The 19,644-nt window shown below is 63.0% G+C and carries 14 protein-coding genes and 1 tRNA gene; 11 read left to right on the top strand and 4 right to left on the bottom strand.

Annotation, left to right across the window (positions count from 1 at the left end):
* The first annotated feature begins 12 nt into the window (after nucleotides 1–12).
* Together RB623_RS13080 and RB623_RS13075 are read left to right on the top strand one after the other, a co-directional pair.
* Nucleotides 13–588, top strand: a complete 576-nt coding sequence (locus RB623_RS13080; protein WP_308057282.1) for a DUF1349 domain-containing protein — start codon at nucleotides 13–15, stop codon at nucleotides 586–588.
* 124 nt (nucleotides 589–712) lie between these two features.
* Nucleotides 713–1,699, top strand: a complete 987-nt coding sequence (locus RB623_RS13075; RefSeq protein WP_308057281.1) for a threo-3-hydroxy-L-aspartate ammonia-lyase — start codon at nucleotides 713–715, stop codon at nucleotides 1,697–1,699.
* A gap of 30 nt (nucleotides 1,700–1,729) precedes the next feature.
* Here the strand turns inward: RB623_RS13075 and RB623_RS13070 are convergent, their stop codons facing one another.
* Nucleotides 1,730–2,728 (bottom strand): LacI family DNA-binding transcriptional regulator, encoded by a 999-nt coding sequence (locus RB623_RS13070; protein ID WP_308057280.1) that lies wholly within the window; start codon nucleotides 2,726–2,728, stop codon nucleotides 1,730–1,732.
* Nucleotides 2,729–2,963: 235 nt separating this feature from the next.
* On the opposite strand from RB623_RS13070, the gene RB623_RS13065 reads away from it, so the two are divergent.
* From RB623_RS13065 to RB623_RS13045, 5 genes are all read left to right on the top strand, one after another.
* Nucleotides 2,964–4,559, top strand: a complete 1,596-nt coding sequence (locus tag RB623_RS13065; RefSeq protein ID WP_308057278.1) for a sugar ABC transporter ATP-binding protein — start codon at nucleotides 2,964–2,966, stop codon at nucleotides 4,557–4,559.
* On the top strand, nucleotides 4,556–5,872 hold the full coding sequence (locus RB623_RS13060) for an ABC transporter permease (protein WP_308057277.1): 1,317 nt from the start codon (nucleotides 4,556–4,558) through the stop codon (nucleotides 5,870–5,872). The genes RB623_RS13065 and RB623_RS13060 overlap by 4 nt, the downstream gene beginning before the upstream one ends.
* Nucleotides 5,869–6,837 (top strand): substrate-binding domain-containing protein, encoded by a 969-nt coding sequence (locus RB623_RS13055; protein ID WP_308057276.1) that lies wholly within the window; start codon nucleotides 5,869–5,871, stop codon nucleotides 6,835–6,837. The genes RB623_RS13060 and RB623_RS13055 overlap by 4 nt, the downstream gene beginning before the upstream one ends.
* A 379-nt stretch (nucleotides 6,838–7,216) precedes the next feature.
* On the top strand, nucleotides 7,217–8,032 hold the full coding sequence (locus tag RB623_RS13050) for a DUF6030 family protein (RefSeq protein WP_308057275.1): 816 nt from the start codon (nucleotides 7,217–7,219) through the stop codon (nucleotides 8,030–8,032).
* 121 nt (nucleotides 8,033–8,153) lie between these two features.
* Entirely contained in the window at nucleotides 8,154–9,383 is a 1,230-nt protein-coding gene (locus RB623_RS13045) for an MFS transporter (protein ID WP_308057274.1), read from the top strand.
* Nucleotides 9,384–9,389: 6 nt separating this feature from the next.
* Here the strand turns inward: RB623_RS13045 and RB623_RS13040 are convergent, their stop codons facing one another.
* A complete protein-coding gene (locus tag RB623_RS13040; RefSeq protein WP_308057273.1) occupies nucleotides 9,390–10,151 on the bottom strand; it encodes a phosphodiesterase in 762 nt (253 codons plus the stop codon).
* A gap of 766 nt (nucleotides 10,152–10,917) precedes the next feature.
* Between RB623_RS13040 and RB623_RS13035 the strand changes: the two genes are divergently transcribed.
* Nucleotides 10,918–14,061 carry a hypothetical protein gene (locus tag RB623_RS13035; protein ID WP_308057272.1) on the top strand — a complete coding sequence of 1,048 codons (3,144 nt, stop codon included), beginning with the start codon at nucleotides 10,918–10,920 and terminating at the stop codon, nucleotides 14,059–14,061.
* A 165-nt stretch (nucleotides 14,062–14,226) separates the two neighbouring features.
* Nucleotides 14,227–14,300 (top strand) — tRNA-Gln (locus RB623_RS13030).
* A gap of 103 nt (nucleotides 14,301–14,403) precedes the next feature.
* Here the strand turns inward: RB623_RS13030 and RB623_RS13025 are convergent.
* Complete coding sequence (locus tag RB623_RS13025; protein ID WP_308057271.1) at nucleotides 14,404–15,330, bottom strand: lysylphosphatidylglycerol synthase domain-containing protein; 927 nt, start codon at nucleotides 15,328–15,330, stop codon at nucleotides 14,404–14,406.
* Between the two features lie 279 nt (nucleotides 15,331–15,609).
* Here RB623_RS13025 and RB623_RS13020 point away from each other — a divergent pair, with 279 nt between their 5' ends.
* Nucleotides 15,610–16,899, top strand: a complete 1,290-nt coding sequence (locus tag RB623_RS13020; protein ID WP_374121673.1) for a Ppx/GppA phosphatase family protein — start codon at nucleotides 15,610–15,612, stop codon at nucleotides 16,897–16,899.
* A gap of 35 nt (nucleotides 16,900–16,934) precedes the next feature.
* Entirely contained in the window at nucleotides 16,935–17,612 is a 678-nt protein-coding gene (locus RB623_RS13015) for an RlmE family RNA methyltransferase (RefSeq protein ID WP_308057437.1), read from the top strand.
* Nucleotides 17,613–17,807: 195 nt separating this feature from the next.
* Here the strand turns inward: RB623_RS13015 and RB623_RS13010 are convergent, their stop codons facing one another.
* Nucleotides 17,808–19,553 (bottom strand): calcium-binding protein, encoded by a 1,746-nt coding sequence (locus RB623_RS13010; RefSeq protein WP_308057269.1) that lies wholly within the window; start codon nucleotides 19,551–19,553, stop codon nucleotides 17,808–17,810.
* Between the last annotated feature and the right edge of the window lie 91 nt (nucleotides 19,554–19,644).

Genomic DNA, 19,644 nt, shown 5'->3' with positions numbered 1-19,644 from the left:
GGAGAAGACGTTTTGACCGGCGCCTATACGTGGATCAGCGAGCCTGCCTCCTGGCATGGCGATGCGTCGGACCTCAGCCTGACGACCGGCAAGGCGACCGACTTCTGGCAAAAAACCTTCTACGGGTTTACGCGCGACAACGGCCACGCGTTCCTCAAGCCGGTGTCAGGCGATTTCACCGCCTCGGCGACGGTCCTTGGCGCCTACGAAGCGCTCTACGACCAGGCCGGGCTGATGCTGCGCGTCGACGCGCGCAACTGGATCAAGACCGGCATCGAATACACCGACAGGTTGATGCATTTCAGCGTGGTGGTGACGCGCGAAGTATCCGACTGGTCGGTCATCCCGCTACCCGACGCCACGCCCGAAAGCCAGGTCCGCGTGCGGCTGACCCGCCACGACGACGCCGTGCGCGTGCAATACGCCATTGACGGCTCTCACTGGCGCATGGCCCGCCTCGCGCCGTTTTCGTCGGCGGATGCGAGCGTCGGGGTGATGGCCTGCTCGCCCGAGCGCGAAGGGTTTCGCGCACGCTTTCGCGATATCGACGTCGGACCGGCAATCGACCGGAAGCTGCACGACGACTAGAACAACTGGCCGCTGCGTGCTGGCACAAACCCGTTCGCTCGTAGCAGCCCTTGCGCCATGCTAGTTTGCGCCGTCGGCCCGATGCCATCGCGACCGGGCGGCACAGGAGCATGTGGAATTTCTGATGACCGACCCGACGTCCACCACTCTGCGCATCCCGACATTCGATGACGTCAAGGCTGCAAAAGAGCGGATTTCCGGCGCCGCCCACCGCACGCCCGTCCTGACGTCGCGAACGGCGGACCGGCGGACGGGAGCGACCCTCTTCTTCAAGGCCGAAAATCTCCAGAGGGCCGGCGCTTTCAAGTTCCGCGGCGCTTTCAATGCGATCGCCACGCTGGACCCATCCTCTCCTCGTAGAAGTGTCGTGGCCTTTTCGTCAGGCAATCATGCTCAGGCAGTGGCTTACGCTGCAAAGCTGCAAGGCGTTGAGGCGACCATCGTGATGCCGAAAGACGCGCCCGAGGTGAAAGTGGCGGCGACCAGGGGTTATGGAGCCGATGTCGTCTTTTATGACCGCTACACGGAAGACCGCGAGGAGATAAGTCGAAGCATAGCGGCGGAGCGAGGGGCGGTGCTCATTCCGCCATACGACCATCCGGATGTGATTGCCGGCCAAGGCACCGCCGCGCTGGAACTGATCGACGAAGTCGGAGAAATCGATCTGCTCGTCGTGCCGCTTGGAGGCGGCGGTCTGCTTGCAGGCAGCGCGCTAAGTGCTCGTGCGTTGTCGCCAGCCTCTGCCGTCATTGGCGTCGAGCCCGAGGCCGGCAATGACGGGCAACAATCATTGCGCAAGGGTGAGGTGGTCCACATCCCGGTACCGAAATCCATCGCCGACGGCGCGCTCGTTACCCATGTCGGCTACCACAATTTTCCGATCTTGCAACGCAGCGTTGACGACATCGTCACGGTCACCGATGCGCAACTGGTGGAAACCATGCGTTTCTTCGCCGAACGCATGAAAATCCTGGTCGAGCCGACCGGATGTCTTGCCGCGGCCGCGGTCATGGGGGGAACGATCGGCACAGCCGGCAAGCGGGTTGGCATCCTGTTGAGCGGCGGTAACATCGATCTCGAAAAGTTCAGTTCCCTGCTGCGAGGTCAATGACGCAGCACATTCGCCGGCCGTCAGAAAGGCTCACCCCATCCTCGGCGCGCAGGAATTCCGCACGATCAGCCTGCCTTGCAGCGTGATGGTGCGCGGCGGCGCGTTGCGGTTGGCGCCAAGGCGGTCGAGCAGCAGTTCGGCGGCCCGCTCGCCGATGGCGCGCACCGGTTGTGCTACCGTCGTGAGTTGCGGCTGGAAAACGTCCGCCCAGGGGAAGTCGTCGAAGCAGGCGACCGAGACATCCTTCGGGCAGGACAGGCCGAGGTCTCGGATCGCCTTCATCGCGCCGATCACCATCGGGTTGTTGGCGGAAAAGATGGCGGTCGGCCGGTCGGCGAGCGACAGGAGCTGCATCGCCGCCTTGTAGCCGCCGGCCTCGCGGAAATCGCCGGTGCGCACGAGGTCCTCGCTGACCGGCAGGCCCGCCGCCCGCAGCGCCTGGTCGTAACCCAGCCGCCGGTCATGGATGGGCGAGGTGTCGAGCGACCCGGAAATATAGCCGATGCGACGGTGGCCGAGACCGATCAGGTAGGAAATCGCATCGAATACCGCCCGCTGGTTGTCGAGCACCACGGCATCGGCTTCGATGCCTTCGCAGAGGCGGTCGATCAGCACGACCGGCACGCCGCTGCCTGCGATCACCTTCCCGAAACTCGCCCCGTCGCCCACACGCGCCACGATCAGCCCGTCGACCATGCGGTCGAGCAGCAGCCGGATCTGTTCGTCCTGGTTGTGCAGGTCCTCGTCCGTGCAGAACAGCATCACCGCATAGCCGGCGCGGTCGAAGGCTTGCTGGATCACCGAAACGACGTCGGTGAAGAACGGGTTGGTGATGTGCGGCACGGTCAGACCGATCGTGTGCGTCGTTCCCATCTTCAGGCTGCGGGCGATGGCGTTGCGCTTGTAGCCGATGTCGCCGATCACCCGCTCGATCCGCGCCTTCAATTCCGGGCTGACGACGGCATTGCCGTTGACCACGGCGGAAACGCTGGCGACCGACACGCCGGCCGCTTCCGCGACATCGATCATCGTCGGCACATCCGATCGTCTGCGGCGGCGGGATTCGTTCATTTCTTGAAACGTTTAGAAGTGCCCGTTTCAGGAGGACTAGGCATTTTTTGACTGTTTTGCAAGCGTTTGGCTGTTTGCAGTGCAGCATCTTCCGCAATTGCCGCAAACGGACAGCGCGTTGGATTGACAATCCCGAAACGTTTAGATTAGCTTTCCACAAGGGTGACGACGTGGAAGGGAGGCCACGGTTGTTATGACTGGAGAGCCGCTTTCCGTCGCTTCTGGCGATCAGAATTCAGATGCCGGACGGCGCCCGGTGCTGGTTGCTTCCGCCATCAGCAAGCAGTTCGGCGGTATTGCCGCCTTGGCCGAGGTCGGCTTCGAGCTTCGGGGCGGCGAGATTCATGCGCTGATGGGCGAGAATGGCGCCGGCAAGTCGACGCTGATGAAGATACTGTCGGGCGTGTACACCGCCTATGACGGCGAGATCAGCCTCGACGGCCGGCTGGTGCATTTCGCCAATGTGCGGCAGGCGGAAGCCGAAGGCATCGCCATCATCCACCAGGAGTTGAACCTGGTTCCCGAGCTTTCGGTCGCCGACAACATTTTTCTGGGACGCGAGCAGCGCATCGCCGGGCTGTTCATCGATCGCAAGGCCTCGCGCGCCGCCGCGCAGGAACTGCTTGCGAGGCTGGGCATAGCGCTCGACCCGGACGCCCGGGTCGGCGGCCTGCGCGTTGGCGAACAGCAGCTTGTCGAGATTGCCAAGGCGCTGTCGCTTTCGGCCCGCATCCTGATCATGGACGAGCCGACGTCCGCCCTGTCTCCGGCCGAATGCGAGCGTCTGTTCAAGATCGTCCGCCAACTTGCCGCCGAGGGCGTCGCCATCGTCTATATCTCGCACCGCATCGACGAGGTCATGCATCTCGCCGACCAGGTCACCGTGTTCCGCGACGGCCGCCATGTGCTGACACGCGACATCGCCGATCTCGACGAGGACCGCATCATCGCCGCTATGGTCGGCCGCAACCTGCTGGCCGCCACCGGCGCAGAACGGATACATGGCGGGGAAACGGTGCTTTCCGTCAAAGATCTGACGTTGTCCAAGCCGCATCGGCGCGGCTGGCGCGAGGTTCTGCGCGGTGTCAGCTTCGATCTCGGCCCGGGCGAAATCCTCGGCATTGGCGGCCTGCTCGGCTCCGGCCGCACCGAGATCCTCGAATCGATCTTCGGTTCGACCGCGGGCAGCGTCGGCGGCGAGATGCGGCTTTTCGGCGAGCCGGTCGACATCCGTTCGCCGCTGGATGCGAGGCGGCTCGGCATCGCGCTCGTCACTGAGGATCGGAAATCGCAGGGTCTGCACCTGCAATCGTCGATCACCGACAATGTCGCGCTGCCGCTGGTCGGCCGGCTGTCGCGGTTGGGCGTCCGGTCGTTTTCCGCGGAAGGCGATCTGGCGCGCCGGGCCGTGGATACACTCGGCATCCGGTGCAGCAGCACACGTCAGCTTGCCGGAACGCTTTCGGGCGGCAACCAGCAGAAAGTGGTCATCGGCAAGTGGCTTGCGACCCGGCCGCGCATCCTGCTGCTCGACGAGCCGACGCGCGGCATCGATGTCGGGGCGAAGCGCGAAATCTACGATCTGGTCTTCCGGCTGGCGCGCGAGCAGGGGCTGGCGATCGTCGTCGTCAGTTCCGAGCTTCCGGAATTGCTGCTCCTGTCGGACCGCATCCTGGTCATGGCGGAAGGCAGGCAGACCGGCCTGATGACCCGCGCCGAGGCGAGCGAGGAGCGTTTCATGCAGCTTGCCGCGCCTTACGGCGGCGTGCGTGGAAAGGCGGCCGCATGACAGCGCTGCGCTTCCTGTCCCGCACAAAACTCTATTGGGGCCTGATCGCCATCTTCCTGATCGGTGTGCTGACCTCGCCGGTCAGTTCCAAGGGCAACAACATCTTTCTGTCCTATGGCAACCTGCTCGACGTTTTGCGACAGGTCTCCATCACGGGTCTCATTGCTACGGGCATGACCGCGGTGATCATCACCGGCGGCATCGACCTGTCGGTCGGCTCGCTGATGGCGATCTGCACAGTGGTCACCGCCATGCTGCTGACGGTCGAGGGCGATACGCCGGCGGCGGCGATGGGTCTGCCGATGGCGGGCCTCGTCGCGCTGGCGATCGGCTTTTCGGTCGTCCGTTTCGTCTTTTCCAACATTGAAAAGGCGCGGGCCGGCGCGGCGGTCGGCCGCGACCTGACGCTCGACGCGACGCGCGGCATCGTCATTCCGCTTGCGGTCGGCGCGGCGCTCGCCGGACTGCTGATCTGGTTCCTGCTGCCGCAGGTCACCACCAAATTCGGCGTGCTCGGCGTGCTGATCGTGGCGCCCTGCGTCGGCCTGTGCTTCGGCGCCATCAATGGCCTGCTGATCGTCGGCGGCCGCCTGCAGCCCTTCATCGTCACGCTTGCCATGATGGTGACGGCGCTGGGCATCGCCAGGCTGACGGCGGGGCAGAACAATGCCGTGCTGCCAGTCTACACCGGCTCCAATGCCGTCGCCGAGTTCGACAATCTGCGTTCGCTGGTCTTCGGCGTGGTGCCGATGCCGGGCATCTTCTTCATCGCTGCGATCGTCATCTACGCCGCCGTGCTGCGCTTCACGCCCTTCGGCCGCTACGTCTATGCGATCGGCGGCAACGAGGAGGCGGCGCGCCTGTCCGGCATCGAGGCCGGCAAGGTCAAGATCGCTACCTATGCCGTCTCGGGGCTGCTCGCCGGTATTGCCGCCGTGCTCTATGTCGCCCAGTACCGCCAGGGCAAACCCGACGCCGGCGCCGGGCTTGAACTCGACGCCATCGCCGCCGTGGTCATCGGCGGCACCAGCCTGATGGGTGGGCGCGGCTCCATGGCCGGCACCTTCTGCGGCGTGCTGATCTTCGGCCTGCTCTCCAATATCCTGCAACTCCACAACATCAATTCCAACCTTCAGCTCGTGCTGAAGGGCCTGATCATCATCGGCACCGTGCTCGTCCAGGAGCGCAACGCAGCCGATCTCCTCAGCTTTCTGCGCCTTTCGGTTCGCCGGCCGGCGCAAAAGGACGCGGCCGCGCGAAAGCGGCCGCCGCAAAAAACGGCAACGCAAAACATCGGAGGAAACACCAAATGAAACGCCGTGACCTGTTCAGACTTGCCGCCCTTTCGGCCGTGCTCGTGTCGGGCACCATGCTTGCCGGGAGCGGCGACGCCTTCGCGCAGGACAAGAAGTGGAAGGTCGGGTTTTCCCAGGCGACCACCATCGAGCCGTGGCGCGCCCAGTTCAACAAGGACATCATCGCCGAGGCCGCCAAACACCCGGATGTCGAACTGATCATCACTGACGGCGAGGACAAGACCGAGAAGCAGGTCGCCGACGTCGAGAACCTGATCCGCCAGGAAGTCGACGCGCTGCTCGTCTCGCCGAAGGAATCCGCCGGCCTGACCGGCGTGGTCCAGCAGGCCATCGACGCCAAGATCCCGGTCTTCGTGCTCGATCGCAACGTCGAAACCGACCAGTACACGCAGTTCGTCGGCGGCGACAACGTTCTGATCGGCAAGGCAGCCGGCGAGTATGCGGTTGAACTGCTCGGCGGGCCCGGCAAGGCGCAGGGCACCGTCGTCGAGATCTGGGGCGGCATGGGTACGCAGCCCGCGCACGACCGCCACAACGGCTTTCACGAGTTCACCGACAAGGAGCCGGGCATAAAATATCTGCTCGACAAGCAGTCCGGCGACTGGAAGCAGGACCAGGCCTACAACCTCATGGCCAATGCGCTGAAGAACAACGAGAAGATCGACCTCGTCTACGGCCACAACGATCCGATGGCCTATGGCGCCTACCTCGCCGCCAAGGATGTCGGCCGCGAGAAAGAGATCAAGTTCATCGGCATCGATGCGCTGCCGGGCGAGGGGGTGACCTGGGTGAAGAACGGCGAACTCACCGCCACCTTCCTATATGCGACGCCGGGCGCCGAGGGCCTTCGCCAGGCGATCAAGCACCTGAATGGCGAGAAGGTCGAGAAGACCATCGTGCTGCCTACGGAAAAGGTGACGGCGGAAAACGCCGAGGCGGTCCTCAAGGAAAAGGGCCTGTGATCCTGTAGAAAGGGGTCTGCATTTTTCGTCCCGGGCGGCAATCGTGCCGCCCGGTTTGTTGAAGCGGCGGGTTGAAGCGATTGTGCCGCCCCGCCATGCTCGAACGCCGGAAATGGACGGTTTGGCCCGCCAAAAAGGGCTCCTCGTGAAGCCCACGGCGCTGTTTTCGCGCACCTCACGCTGCAAGACTTTGAAATTACACGATTTTACGGACTTCACACAACTGTGGCGTCTTGTGCGGTTTTCCCGCGTTGCCGCGCCAACGCCTTGTTTCCCTTGCAAAAGCTTTAGCGATAATTAGGGCAAGCTGACGAAACTTGCCTGATGCCGTGTCCTGCCCGGAGCGGCAGCCGAAGCCGTGCAAGGAACGAGACGGGACATGCCGAGCGAACCCGAAATTGCCGGGGGAAAGGACGCGCGATCGACGAAAGCGCGGGCGATCCTTCTGCCGTTGATGGGTCTTTCGCTTGTGCTGCCGGTGGTGGCTCTGGTGTCGATGATGCCCGAGGCCGCGCCTCGTCAGGACCCGGTGCAGACAGTGATAACGCTTTCGGATCAACCGGTTACGGTAACGAAGGCGATACCGGCGGCGCCCGGGCCGGCCCGCTTCCGCCCCGGCTTTCTCTCGTTTCGCGCCGACAACCCGCATCCGTTCCGGCCGCTGATCGGCTGGGATCCGGAACGCATCTGCGACAGCCTCGACGGGGCCGGCTTCGCCAATCTCGGCTGGAAAGGGGCTGAAGTCGCCGGCACCGGCTGGGAATGCATGGCGCGCACCGACGAGGCCGACATCGTCGATACCATGTCCAACAGCCTGTTCTACATGCTGCGCGGCAGGGGCGGCCAGCGCATCGGCAATGCGCGGCTGAAGATCAATCTGCCGGACCCCGCCAACGGCACGCCCATACTCGAACAAGCACAGGAATTCGTTCGCTTTTTTTCGGAGCAGGTCGGGCTCTCGGCGCCGACGGCCATCCTTCGGGCGATTCGCGACACGCAACCCGCAAAGGTCGTGCTGCGTGACGCTACCTACACTCTGAAGCGCGAGTTCGGCGATATTGCGCGCTTCAATTTGTCGATCGACTTTGGACCCAGCCCTTATTCCTTCTACCAAACCGCCGATCTCGACCTTGCGCCGGCTCCGATTGACGCTGGCGGCGACGCCAAGGGCCCGCGCCTGCGCCAAAACGACTGATTTTCCCTGCAACCCAATCATGTCTGGCGTGGTCGAAACGCGGGGCTGGCGCTGACGCATCGGTCGCATCGGCCCGATCATCGATCAAAACGACGATTCCGGGATGCGAAACGCATAGGACATGGACCAGACACAGCGGCTGCAAGATATTTCCGACATCGACGGCCGCTACGCCTGGACGCGGCTGGCGATCAGCGTGCTGCTCGCCACCATCGGCGGCGCCGGCATGTGGGCGGTGGTTGTGGTGCTGCCGGCCGTGCAGGCGGAGTTCGGCGTCGACCGGGCGGACGCCTCGCTGCCCTACACGGCGACGATGCTGGGTTTCGCCTTCGGCAACGTCATTATTGGCCGGCTGATCGACAGCGTCGGCTACTGGCGGCCGGCGCTGGTAACCTCGCTGATGCTCGGCGGCGGTTTTGTGCTGGCCTCGCTGACCACGTCCATCACCCAACTCGCCGTGGTCCAGGGCGTGCTGATCGGGGCGGGGTCGTCGGCCATGTTCGGCCCGCTGATCGCCGACATTTCGCACTGGTTCCGGCGCCGGCGCGGCGTCGCCGTCTCGGCCGCCGCGGCCGGCAATTACCTCGCCGGCGCGTTGTGGCCGCTGGCGATGCCCTACGCGATGGAAGCCGAAGGCTGGCGTTTCACCTATGCGGCGCTCGGCGTCGTCTGCCTGGTCACGATGGTGCCCCTGGCCTTCCTGCTGCGCCGGGACGCGCCGACGCACACCGCCGGCATCGCGCCCGGCGCGCGCCCGGTCACGCCGATCGCGGTCTCGCCAAAGACCTTGCAAGCGCTGCTGGTGGTGGCGGGTCTAGGCTGCTGCGTCGCCATGTCGATGCCGCAGGTGCATATCGTCGCCTATTGCATGGATCTCGGCTACGGCGTGGCGCGAGGGGCGGAGATGTTGTCGATCATGCTCGCCGCCGGCATCGTCAGCCGCATGGCGTCGGGCTTCGTCGCCGACCGGATCGGAGGGATAAAGACTATCCTCATCGGCTCGGTGCTGCAGGGCCTGTCGCTGCTGCTCTACATTCCTTTCGACGGGTTGGCGTCGCTTTACGTCGTGTCGGCGGTCTTCGGACTGTCGCAGGGCGGCATCGTGCCTTGCTACGCCATCGTCGTGCGCGAATACATGCCGGCGTCGGAGGCGGGGAGAAGGGTCGGCATCGTCATCATGGCGACCATCATCGGCATGGCGCTGGGCGGCTGGATGAGCGGCTGGATCTACGACATGACTGGCTCCTATGCAGCCGCCTTCCTCAACGGCATCGCCTGGAACCTGCTCAACGTGACGGTGATGACTCTTCTGCTTTGGAAGTCGACCCGGCCCGCGGCGGCCGCCGGTTGAGGCGGCTCAGTCGCTGTACAAAAAATCGTGGTAGTGCACGACCACGCTGCCGTCGCTGACCAGGATGATGGCGTAGGCCGGCGGCTCGAGATTGACCCGGTGCTTGCCGGCGAAGACCGGAGCCGACTGGTGGTTGGTGCCGCGCAACGCGCTGAACGGAATGCCATGCCAACTGCCGCAGACCGGCCGGTGAACATGGCCGGCGAAGATGTGGCGCACATTGCCATGCTTTTGCAGCACGCCGAGCAGGGGCTGGCTGTCCATCAGCCGGCAATTGTCCAGCGCGGGCATGTGGATGTCGACCGGCGGGTGGTGGGTGAAGACGAGCGCCGGGCGGCCTTCCGCCTCGCCGAGTCTTGCGTCCAGCCATTCGAGGCGGCCGCCGCCCAGCCGGCCCTCGACCATGCCGGTCTCCAGCGTGTCGAGCAGGATCAGCCGCGTGCCTTTTATGTCGACGCTGGCCTGAACGAAGCCGCTATCGGCAAGAATCTCCGGAAACGCCGCGAGGAAGTTTGCCCGGTGATCATGGTTGCCGAGCATCAGGCGATAGGGCGGCAGCAGCGCCGGGAGCCGCTCCTTGAGCGCTGCATAGGCTTCAGGGAGGCCGTCATTGGCAAGATCGCCGCTGAATACGACGAGGTCGGCGTCGGCATGATTGCGGTTGACGTCGGCGATGCAGGCTTCCAGGCGCGCCAGCGGGTCCGAGCCGAATAGCATCTCGCCGGGCCTGATCAGGTGGATGTCCGAGATCTGCAGAATTTTCAGCATGAAGCGCTCCGTCCGGGATTCGGTGCTTGTGGCGACTTCTTTGGGATTCGGCAATCCGGACGAGGACAACGCGTCACCGGGCGCAAAACATGCCCGCTACAGCGGCGTATGCCATCTGCCGTCCGCCAAACGGGATGCAACAGTCTGACCGCGCCGCGAGGCCGGCGATCGGCCGCACGAGGATGAGCGTGCCACAATCCGGAGGCCGGGGTGAAGGATACTTCTGCAAAACCGAACGAATTCCACCGGCCGCCCCGATCTCGCCATACCGGCGCGACACTCCCTCGCCAGGAGGTTCGGTGCGGCGACGTTCCCGTTGATCGCGCGATCCCTGTCGCGGCATCTCCTTCTTTCAGGAGTTCGACAATGCAAGGCGAGAGGCAGGAGAGGATGCGGGGAAATCGGTACGGTTCGGTCCGGCGCCATTGCAATCAAAGGTTCGCAGGGGGCGGCGAATCCCTCTGGTGTGTTGTAGGGCAAGAGCCTACACTCGCGCCAAACTTGAGAATACACGCGAAAGGGTTTCGGATGATCTTCGAGAGGTTTCGCGGGTTGATGCTTGTGCCCTTGCGGAAGCGATTCATATCGGCTACCGACTGGCCGTCGGAACGCGATGCGCCGCGTTTGTCACCGGCGGCGGATCGCTCGCCATTCGTGGGTGATTTGCCCAATGGCAAATTGAATCGGTAAAGTGGTCAGATCCGATATGGGCGTCATCCGTAAGCAAATTGCGCGACAAACCAAACGTTTGGCTTCACGCAGCGGCTTGACCAAACTGTCCCTCAGCCTGCAGCAGGGTACCAGTATCCTACTTGCCAAGACTGCCCAGAGCCTCGCCGAAAAGGCCTATGACAAGCCGCAGACGGAACGGTTCTTCGACACATCCATCCGATTGCTTGGCCTGTCCAAGACGAGGAGGATCTTTGCCACCGGCCTTGTGGCCAACCGGCTGAAGAATGCCGGACCGGACGACGTCCGCGTGATGCTCGAGGGCCTCGCCCAATTGGAGGCCATTCGTGCTGCGGCACCAGCCTCGGCCGGTCGGCGTATCGGTGAATTGCTGGTCAGCGACGAAGGCCGCGAGACCATACGGGCCGCCGCAGGGGAAGCCCTCGAGCGGTTCCCGCGAAGCGCATTTCTTATCTACCTCCACGTGGCGACGCTCGCCAAATCGGGCGCCTACCAGGAGGCCCATGATTTTGTCATGGAGGCGATCCAGGACTGCCAGAAGGCGATGGCTTCGGGCCATGCCACGCCCGAGGAGACGCGGCGCTTCAACAGCCTCAACAAGACGTGGCGCATCGTCGACGAGATTTCGCGTGACAACATGACTTGGGCCAACGGCGGCGATGGCTATGGCGGCGGCGACGATGGCCAGGAGGACAGTGGCGCGGGCGACGAAGCCGCTAGCATCGCGGATGAGTCGGGCGGCGGCACTAAGTCGGAAGAAGGCTCCTCCGGCGAGGACGACCACGGCGCGTCCGCGAGTGGACCGGATGGAGGCGCCGAGCAGGACGTCGCGGCCGAATCGGAAACGATCGTGACGCCCGCCACCGGCAACGAAGATGACGGCAAGTTCGTCTTCGCCGAGCGCCTCATCCAAGGGCGGCAGCATGATCGCTACCTTCTGGTGTGCAAGCGGCAATTCGACGATGCGCAGGATCTTGCGGGAAAATTCAAGGCGATCAACGCCATGCTTCGGCAAGGCATCCGCCGTATTCCCAGCTATGAGGAGTCGCACCGTCTCGCCCGTATCTGCTTCAAGCAGATACGGCCCCTTTGGCTGGAGATCACCGGCCAGAAGGTGATCCAGACTCAAATCGACAAGCTGGGCGTCAAGACGCTGGCGCTTGCCAGGCTGCTGCGCACTGCGCTGCAAATCTCGCGCGATCTCGGCCTGCCCAGCGACGTCGCTCGTTTCGAAAAGGCGCTTCTCTATCTTGCCCAGAAACCGAAGGCCATTCCTGCGCTTTGGCTCATCGCCGCAGCGCTCGTCGAAAGCAACGCGGCCAAATATGAGGAAATCACGCTATCGTTGTTAACCGGTGCATCCCGCAAACCGCAGAAGGAGCACGAAATCCGTGACTTCTTCTTGTGGGCGCTGAATGCGCAGCGCTACGACGTTGCGCACGATTTCGTCAAAGGCCTGCCCGAGAAGGAAAAGCGCTCCAAAGCGTTTTTGCAATATGGCCGAATCCTGCAGCGCGACGGGCAGTTCGAACGCGCCACCATCCTGGTTAAGCGGGTTCATGAGACGTTGCTGTGTCGGCCGCATTCGATCGATCCCCGGGCAAGCTGGAACCTCATTCGAAGGGTCGGTGAATTGGAGTTCGCGGCGGAAACGGCCAAGTGGTTCTCCCGCGTGCCCCAGCCACAGCAACCGGAAGGCGTCATTTTCATTGCGCCGCGCTCCTTCGAGCAGTTGCGGAAGTATCCGCTCGTCGTGCTGATGGAAATGAAGAAGATGGGATGGTCGGTCATCCCGCTGGTCAAGGGCGTCATGCCGCTGGAGAAGACCGGCAACCCGCAAATCGACCGTTTCCTGGGCTGCATCTCGCCGGAGTGCGAATTCGATCGCAAGGCGAAACGATTCCTGAAACCGATCGAAGGTTTCGAAGCCAATGTCGCGCAGGGCGAACTGCGCTGGAACAACATCGATCTCGAACATATCGTGTGGGAAGAGGCGGCGATCAACCGCCGCCGCTACAATGTCGACTACACGTGCCCTGTGCTGCAGAAGTTCCTCGGCCGCCTGGTGGAATGGACGCGCCTCACAGCGGTCGTCCTGGAGAACATCAACCGATCGCTGGTCAGCGCCGGCATCGACTGCGGTTTCATGGTTTTGCAGCAGTCGCGCCTGCCGGACGCCATCGTCCGCTTCTACCTGGAAGAGTTCGGCGATCCGGAAAAATTCTTCTGCATCCATTCGGCCAACGGCTATCAGAATTATTTTGCGAACTTCACCTCCGTGGTCTCGACCAAGACGACGGTTCGCAACATCACGCTGCACCGCGAACTGCGTACAGCCAGCTTCCCGATCCCCCGCGAGTTCGTCAAATTCTACGACGAGAACAAGCATCGCGGCCCGGAAATGTGGCAGGCCATCCAGGACGTGGCGCAGACGCGCCGCTCGACCGGCGGCCAGGCCGAGCGCCCGCAGGAAGCCGTCGATTGCCTCGAGCGCATCCGCGAATGGCGGGAGCACGGCGGCAAGGTCGCCTGCCTGTTCGGCAAGGTGGTTTGCGATTCGGCGGTCCCCTTCGACGGCGGGCCGGCGCATCTGAACATGAAGGACTGGCTTAACCACGCTATCGATTCGGTGCGCGGCAGCAACACGCTGCTGCTGATCAAGCCGCATCCGCACGAGATGCGCCACGACATCGGTGTGTTCCTGACGGAAAGTTTCCAGGATCTGATCGAGATCGACCTGCCGGAAAACGTTATCGTTCTCGGCCACCGCTGGTTCGATTTGCAGGACCTCGACGGGCTGATCGATCTGGGTGTCATCTACAATGGAACCAGTTCGGCCGAACTCGGCCTGCTTGGCATTCCTTGCGTCGTGTGTGGCCATTTCGCGCCGATAGATTATCCGATCGGCCACGTCGTGCCCAAAAGTCGCCTGCATTTCCGCCGTATTCTTCGTTTCTCGCAACGCATCTCGGCGGCGAAGGATCTCAAGGAGCGTGCGGCCGCCTGGATCTACTTCATGAGCAGCGACCGCATGTCGCGCGACTATCGTTATCACGCGCGCCAGATCACCAATCGCGTCGTTTATCCGCCATGGTGGTTCCGCGACGACATTGAGCGCTATTTGGTGGAAGGCGACGAGAACGTGAGGGTGCTTGCCCGTCGCGCCATCGAATCGGCACACGGCCACGAAGACGGGCACGATAAGCTGGCCGCGGAGTAGCGGCGCCACGCCGCGTCGACGGCAACGACTATCGCGCTCGCTGGTTGTGGAGGCTTCTCACTCGCCTTTGAACAAGACCGCCTAAAGGCTTGACTCTTTCGCCGCGGCGAATAAAACGCATCGCATTCCGCTTCGGCGGACGGTCGGGGCGACTGCCGCCGATGCTGGGGAATAGGTTAACGGTAGACCCACGGACTCTGACTCCGTTAGTCCTGGTTCGAATCCAGGTTCCCCAGCCAACCTTCCATCAATCAGTCAAACCGGCTCCGGGCGTCCCTTCGTCTGACGATGCAGGGCGGAGGTTATCGCATCCGCACGGGGCGCGTTGTCTGCAGGTCGCGCTCAATCCTTGCCGAACCGCGAGCGCTCGAAGCCCAGCACCACGACCAGCGCCAAGAGCAGCGGAACGATCAGGTAGAACAGCCGGAACACCAGCAGCGCCGACAGCACCGCCACTGGGTCCATCTGCGACAGCCCGGCGATGAAGACGATCTCGAGCACGCCGAGTCCTCCCGGGGCATGCGAGATCAGCGCGGCGGAGAACGACACCAGGAAAACGCCGAGTACTACCATGAAACCCGGATTGCCGGCTTCCGGCAGCGCGAAATAGATGATGCCTGCGGCGCCGATCAACTCGATCGGTGCGATCGCCAACTGGCGCGCCACGATCGGCAGCCTGGGGTAGAGAACCGCAAACTTGCCGATCCTCAGCGGTCGGAGTTGCAGCCAGCTACCGAATATGTAGAGGCCGATCAGGCATAGCAGTGCCAGTCCGGTGAGCCGCGTCGCCGAAACCGGCATGAAATGCACGAAGCCGTCGAACACTTCCGGCTCGATCAGGAGCAGGAATGCGCCCAGCAGCATCGCGCCGAGCGCAAATGTGAAGGAACAGAGCGCCACCAGCACGCCGACCTCCTGGCCGGACAGGCCCTGTGTGGCATAGGCGCGGTAGCGGATCACCGCGCCCGACAGCACCGACCCGCCGATATTGTGCGACAGCGCATAGGTGGTGAAGGAACACACGGTGATGAAACCGAAAGGCACCTTCTTGCCCAGATGCGTCAGCGCGATGTGGTCGTAGCCCGCGAGCGCCGCATAGGCGAGGACCGAGCTTAGCGCCGCAAGCAACCAGCGATGCGTCGGTATCGCAGCCAGGCTGTCGCCCAAATCGTCCAGTGAGATCCCACGTAGTTCGTTGTAGAGGAGCCAGATCGAGAAGCCGACTGCGCAGAGCCCGACAGCGGGCCAGAAATAGCGGCTGAGCTTCATCGTGCGGCGTTCATCGAATCATGTGCCGGCATGGGTCTCGCGGACTGTTTGGATGGGCCGAAGGATAGGACGGCAAGCCGCGCCGCCGCAAGGGCGGTGCGACGATAGGGGACAATCCGCTTGGTGATCCGGCTATGCGCTGTTATGGTTTTCTCAACGCAAAGATCTATGGCTCCGCCGCGTCCCTCCGGTTCGCGCGGAACCGGAAGGAACATCTAGGTGGAAGACCCTGAAACCGTCGCCTTGGCGCGGGGAGACGGGGTGTCCGAAAGCTCTCGAATGCCTCCGGCGGTTCGAGGTGAAGATGCGCCGCGAGGCACGGACAGTGCTTCGGGCGGGGTCGACACAGCCCGGACGTCCCATGAGGACGGCGCCCCAGCCCGGAAAGGCAAGAGGCGGCGCAAGCGCAAGCGCGGGCGCAAGGTTTTCGCCCCCGACACCCCCCAGCACCAAAGGCCGCACACCGTGGCGCCGATCGTGGTGCCGCCTCCGCCGCCTGTGCGCGCCGAGGCCCCCGTCGCCAACGGTCATGCGCCGCAAAGATCGCCCATGTTCGGCCGCGACGGGCCGATCTTCGCCGCGCTCGATCTCGGCACAAACAATTGCCGGCTGCTCGTCGCCACCCCCGGCCGCCCGGGTCAATTCAGAGTGATCGACGCGTACTCACGCATCGTCAGGCTGGGCGAGGGGCTGTCGGCCACGGGCCGACTGAGCGAGGCGGCCATGGACCGCGCCGTCGAAGCGCTGAAGGTCTGCGGCGACAAGCTGCGCAGCCGCTCCGTGCGGCGCGCCCGCCTGGTCGCCACCGAAGCGTGCCGCGCGGCCGAAAACGGCGTCGAATTCCTCGACCGGGTGCGCGAGGAGGCGCGCATCGAGCTGGAGGTCATCGACCGCCAGACCGAGGCGCGCCTCGCCGTGTCGGGATGTGGCCCGCTGGTCGAGCGCGACACCGACGCGGTCGTGCTGTTCGATATCGGCGGCGGCTCCTCGGAGATTGCGCTGATCGATCTGTCGCGCTACCGCACGCCGCGGCTCGCCAACCACATCGTCTCCTGGACCTCGCTGCCGGTAGGCGTGGTGTCGCTGGCCGAACGTTACGGCGGCCGCGACGTCAGCCCAAAAACCTTCGCCGCCATGGTCGCCGATGTCACCGCCATGATCGACGCCTTCGACGGGCGGCATCGCATCAGCCATCTGATGAAGGGCTCGCGCTTCCACCTGCTCGGCACCTCCGGCACGGTCACGACGCTCGCCGGCGTGCATCTCGAGTTGGAGCGCTACGACCGCCGCCGCGTGGATGGGCTGTGGCTGGAGAACGAGCAGGTCGACGGCATGATCGCAAAATTGCTCGGCTGGGATTTCGGCCAGCGCGTCGCCAACCCGTGCATCGGCGCCGACCGCGCTGATCTCGTGCTTGCCGGCTGCGCCATCCTGGAAGCAATTCGCGCGCATTGGCCATCGCCGCGCCTGCGCGTCGCCGACCGCGGCCTGCGCGAGGGCATCTTGAGCGAATTGATGGCGGAAGAGGGGGTGTGGCGCCGGCCCCAGCCATTCGGAGGCCGGCCGTGAAGGACAAATCCGGCAAGCCGGGCGCCACCCGGCAGATGAAGCAGCGCATCAAAAACAGCAGCCTCAAGGAATCGTCCCGCCGCTGGCTGCAGCGCCACATGAACGACCCCTATGTCCAGCGTTCCAAGGCGGAGGGATACCGTTCGCGCGCCGCCTACAAGCTGATCGAGATCGACGACAAATATCACCTGCTGAAACCCGGCATGCGCGTCATCGACCTCGGCGCCGCACCCGGCGGCTGGTGTCAGGTGGCGGCGGCGCGCACGCGTTCCTCCGAAGACAGCCCGGGCGTGGTCGGCATCGACTATCTGGAAACCGATGCGGTGCCGGGCGCTGTCCTGCTGCAGATGGATTTTCTTGACGACGCCGCGCCGGCAAAACTGGCCGAAGCGCTGGGCGGCGCGCCCGATGTCGTGCTCTCCGACATGGCTGCCCCGACCACCGGCCACCGGAGGACCGACCATTTGCGCACGATGCATCTCTGCGAGGTCGCCGCCGACTTCGCCATCTCGGTGCTTCGGCCCGGCGGTCATTTCCTCACCAAGACGTTCCAGGGCGGCACCGAGGCTGAATTGCTGACCCGCCTGAAGCAGAATTTCCGGTCGGTCCACCACGTCAAACCGCCGGCCTCGCGCGACGAATCGGTGGAACTCTACCTGCTGGCGCGCGACTTCAAGGGCCGCCTGAAGGCCGAAGGGGACGGCGAAGGCTGACGGCCAAGTGCGGAGAGGGACCACATACCGAAGGTGTCGCATCTTGATGGGAACGTCAAATCATTTGGATTTGCGATCTTATGCTCCCGCCGTTTCATGAGATGCTCCGCACGCGGCATCCCCTCTTTGCCGTAGCGGCCGGCGCGCCTCCCTTACCCCAAAGCCCAATCGCGCCGGTCGCGCTTTCCGTTCGGCTCAGATCACCACAAAATCTGCGTTGGTGATGCTCGGAGCGCCTGTAAGCGTGGCGAAGTGAACGCGGGCTCCGACCCCCGTGGCGTCGGCGTCGTAATACAGACGTCCGTCATCCTTGTCGTAAATGATGAAGTCGTTGGTGTCCTGTGCCTGACCGGTTGTGTTTGCGCGGAAACGGGAGAGGTGGAGGGGGCCAAGGATCAGCGACTGGAAGATCGATTTCTGCAACTGGATCGTATCGTCGACCACGCTGAAGTCGGTAATTGTGTCGACATTCATGGTTCCGTGCAGCGCAGTGTTAAAAACGAAGGCATCGGCGCCTGCGCCTCCAGTTAGCTTGTCGTTACCGGCTAGACCCTTCATGACGTCATTACCGCCCTTGCCATTCAGGATGTTGACGCCGGAATTGCCAACTACCTCCTGGGCAAAATCGTTGCCGGTGAGATCGATGCCGCTCACCCCTGTCGTGCCGTTGGTCGCCAGCCGCTCGATGTGGGCGCCGGCGGTGAGCGAGTAGTCCACGGCCGCCATGACGACGTCTACGGCACCCTCGGAAGAGCCCTCGAGAATGATATCGCCTGCGTTGAACACACGATAGGTGTCATTGCCGAGCCCGCCAGCAAGCTGGTCGGCCGCCCCGACGCCGCCGTCATGCAGGACGTTGTTACCCTCGTTGCCATGAATAATTTGGAACAACGCATTCCCAGTCAGATTTATCGCGGCAGAACCCGCTGCACGAAGAAGCTCTACGTGAGTGCCGCTTGCCAGCGTGTAGCTGGCATGTACCCATACGGTATCGGAGCCTTCGCCGGCAGCCTCAAGAACAAAGTCATTCGCATCGTTGACATGGTAGGTATCCTCCCCAATACCTCCAACCAAAGTCCCGAATCCGCCCAAGGCGTCAAGAACATCGTTGCCCGATCCGCCTTCCAGCCGGTCGACCCCGCCGCCGCCCATGAGATCGTCGTTTCCTTCTCCCCCCAGGAGTATGTTGTTGCCCTCGTTTCCGAAAAGGTTGTTATCAAGAAGATTTCCGGTCCCGTTAATGTTGTCGACACCGATGAGTTGCAGGGTTTCCAGGTTCAGGCCGAGTTCATAGCTGATAGAGGCCCGCACCCGATCAGATCCCTCGCCAGTGTACTCCACCACAAGATCGCGGATATGATCGACGACATAAACATCGTTCCCCAGCCCGCCGATCATGATGTCTTCGCCCAAGCCGCCGTCGAGCGTGTCGTTGCCGGCCGCGCCCCTGATAAGGTCGTCACCAGCAAATCCAAGCAGGCTATCGTTGCCGGACGATCCATAGACGGTATCGTCGCCCGCAAAAATCGTTTGAGATATGTCTAGGTCGGTACCCTTTAAGGTATTGACGTCTATTCCTCCAATATCTGAAATCGAATAATCGACGATCGTCCGAGTTACCAATTCTCCGTCGACATAGTCGGTGAGAGTTATTTTGTTTTGTTCCGAGAGAAGAAGGCCAGAGTCGATAACAACATACTCTTCTTCGGGATATTCATCGTGTGTCCCGTATGATACAGAGAGGAGGTTGCTCAGCGTAAGTTTGGAAATTATCTTATATATATACGTGTCGTCCCACTCGTAATTAAACCAATCAGGCTCACCGTTTGTGTTGTAGTTAATATCGAATCTTTCGTCTACGAATTTGCTAGGCATTCCGGAAAAACCGAAGTGATCAAGCACGCTCATATCGGTTGCAATCTTCGCCCTGAAAACAGCCATTCTGAAATCCCCCGCAATCGCTGCTGTGTTGGCCTGGTGTAACTACTGGTTGAAGAAATGAGAAGTGGCTCAGTTTGTCTGAACAGTTTGG

Source organism: Mesorhizobium sp. LHD-90 (genome assembly GCF_030929505.1).
Lineage (GTDB): Bacteria > Pseudomonadota > Alphaproteobacteria > Rhizobiales > Rhizobiaceae > Kumtagia.
The sequence above is the reverse complement of the archived record's forward strand: the minus strand, read 5'-3'. Positions and strand labels throughout refer to the sequence as shown.

Excerpts from the sequence above, each read along its gene's own strand:
- RB623_RS13065 (WP_308057278.1), top strand. The coding sequence starts at position 2,964 with ATGACTGGAGAGCCGCTTTCCGTCGCTTCTGGCGATCAGAATTCAGAT.
- RB623_RS13045 (WP_308057274.1), top strand. The coding sequence starts at position 8,154 with ATGGACCAGACACAGCGGCTGCAAGATATTTCCGACATCGACGGCCGC.
- RB623_RS13055 (WP_308057276.1), top strand. The coding sequence starts at position 5,869 with ATGAAACGCCGTGACCTGTTCAGACTTGCCGCCCTTTCGGCCGTGCTC.
- RB623_RS13015 (WP_308057437.1), top strand. The coding sequence starts at position 16,935 with ATGAAGCAGCGCATCAAAAACAGCAGCCTCAAGGAATCGTCCCGCCGC.
- RB623_RS13060 (WP_308057277.1), top strand. The coding sequence starts at position 4,556 with ATGACAGCGCTGCGCTTCCTGTCCCGCACAAAACTCTATTGGGGCCTG.
- RB623_RS13070 (WP_308057280.1), bottom strand. The coding sequence starts at position 2,728 with ATGATCGATGTCGCGGAAGCGGCCGGCGTGTCGGTCGCCAGCGTTTCC.
- RB623_RS13025 (WP_308057271.1), bottom strand. The coding sequence starts at position 15,330 with ATGAAGCTCAGCCGCTATTTCTGGCCCGCTGTCGGGCTCTGCGCAGTC.
- RB623_RS13075 (WP_308057281.1), top strand. The coding sequence starts at position 713 with ATGACCGACCCGACGTCCACCACTCTGCGCATCCCGACATTCGATGAC.
- RB623_RS13050 (WP_308057275.1), top strand. The coding sequence starts at position 7,217 with ATGCCGAGCGAACCCGAAATTGCCGGGGGAAAGGACGCGCGATCGACG.
- RB623_RS13010 (WP_308057269.1), bottom strand. The coding sequence starts at position 19,553 with ATGGCTGTTTTCAGGGCGAAGATTGCAACCGATATGAGCGTGCTTGAT.
- RB623_RS13020 (WP_374121673.1), top strand. The coding sequence starts at position 15,610 with ATGCCTCCGGCGGTTCGAGGTGAAGATGCGCCGCGAGGCACGGACAGT.
- RB623_RS13040 (WP_308057273.1), bottom strand. The coding sequence starts at position 10,151 with ATGCTGAAAATTCTGCAGATCTCGGACATCCACCTGATCAGGCCCGGC.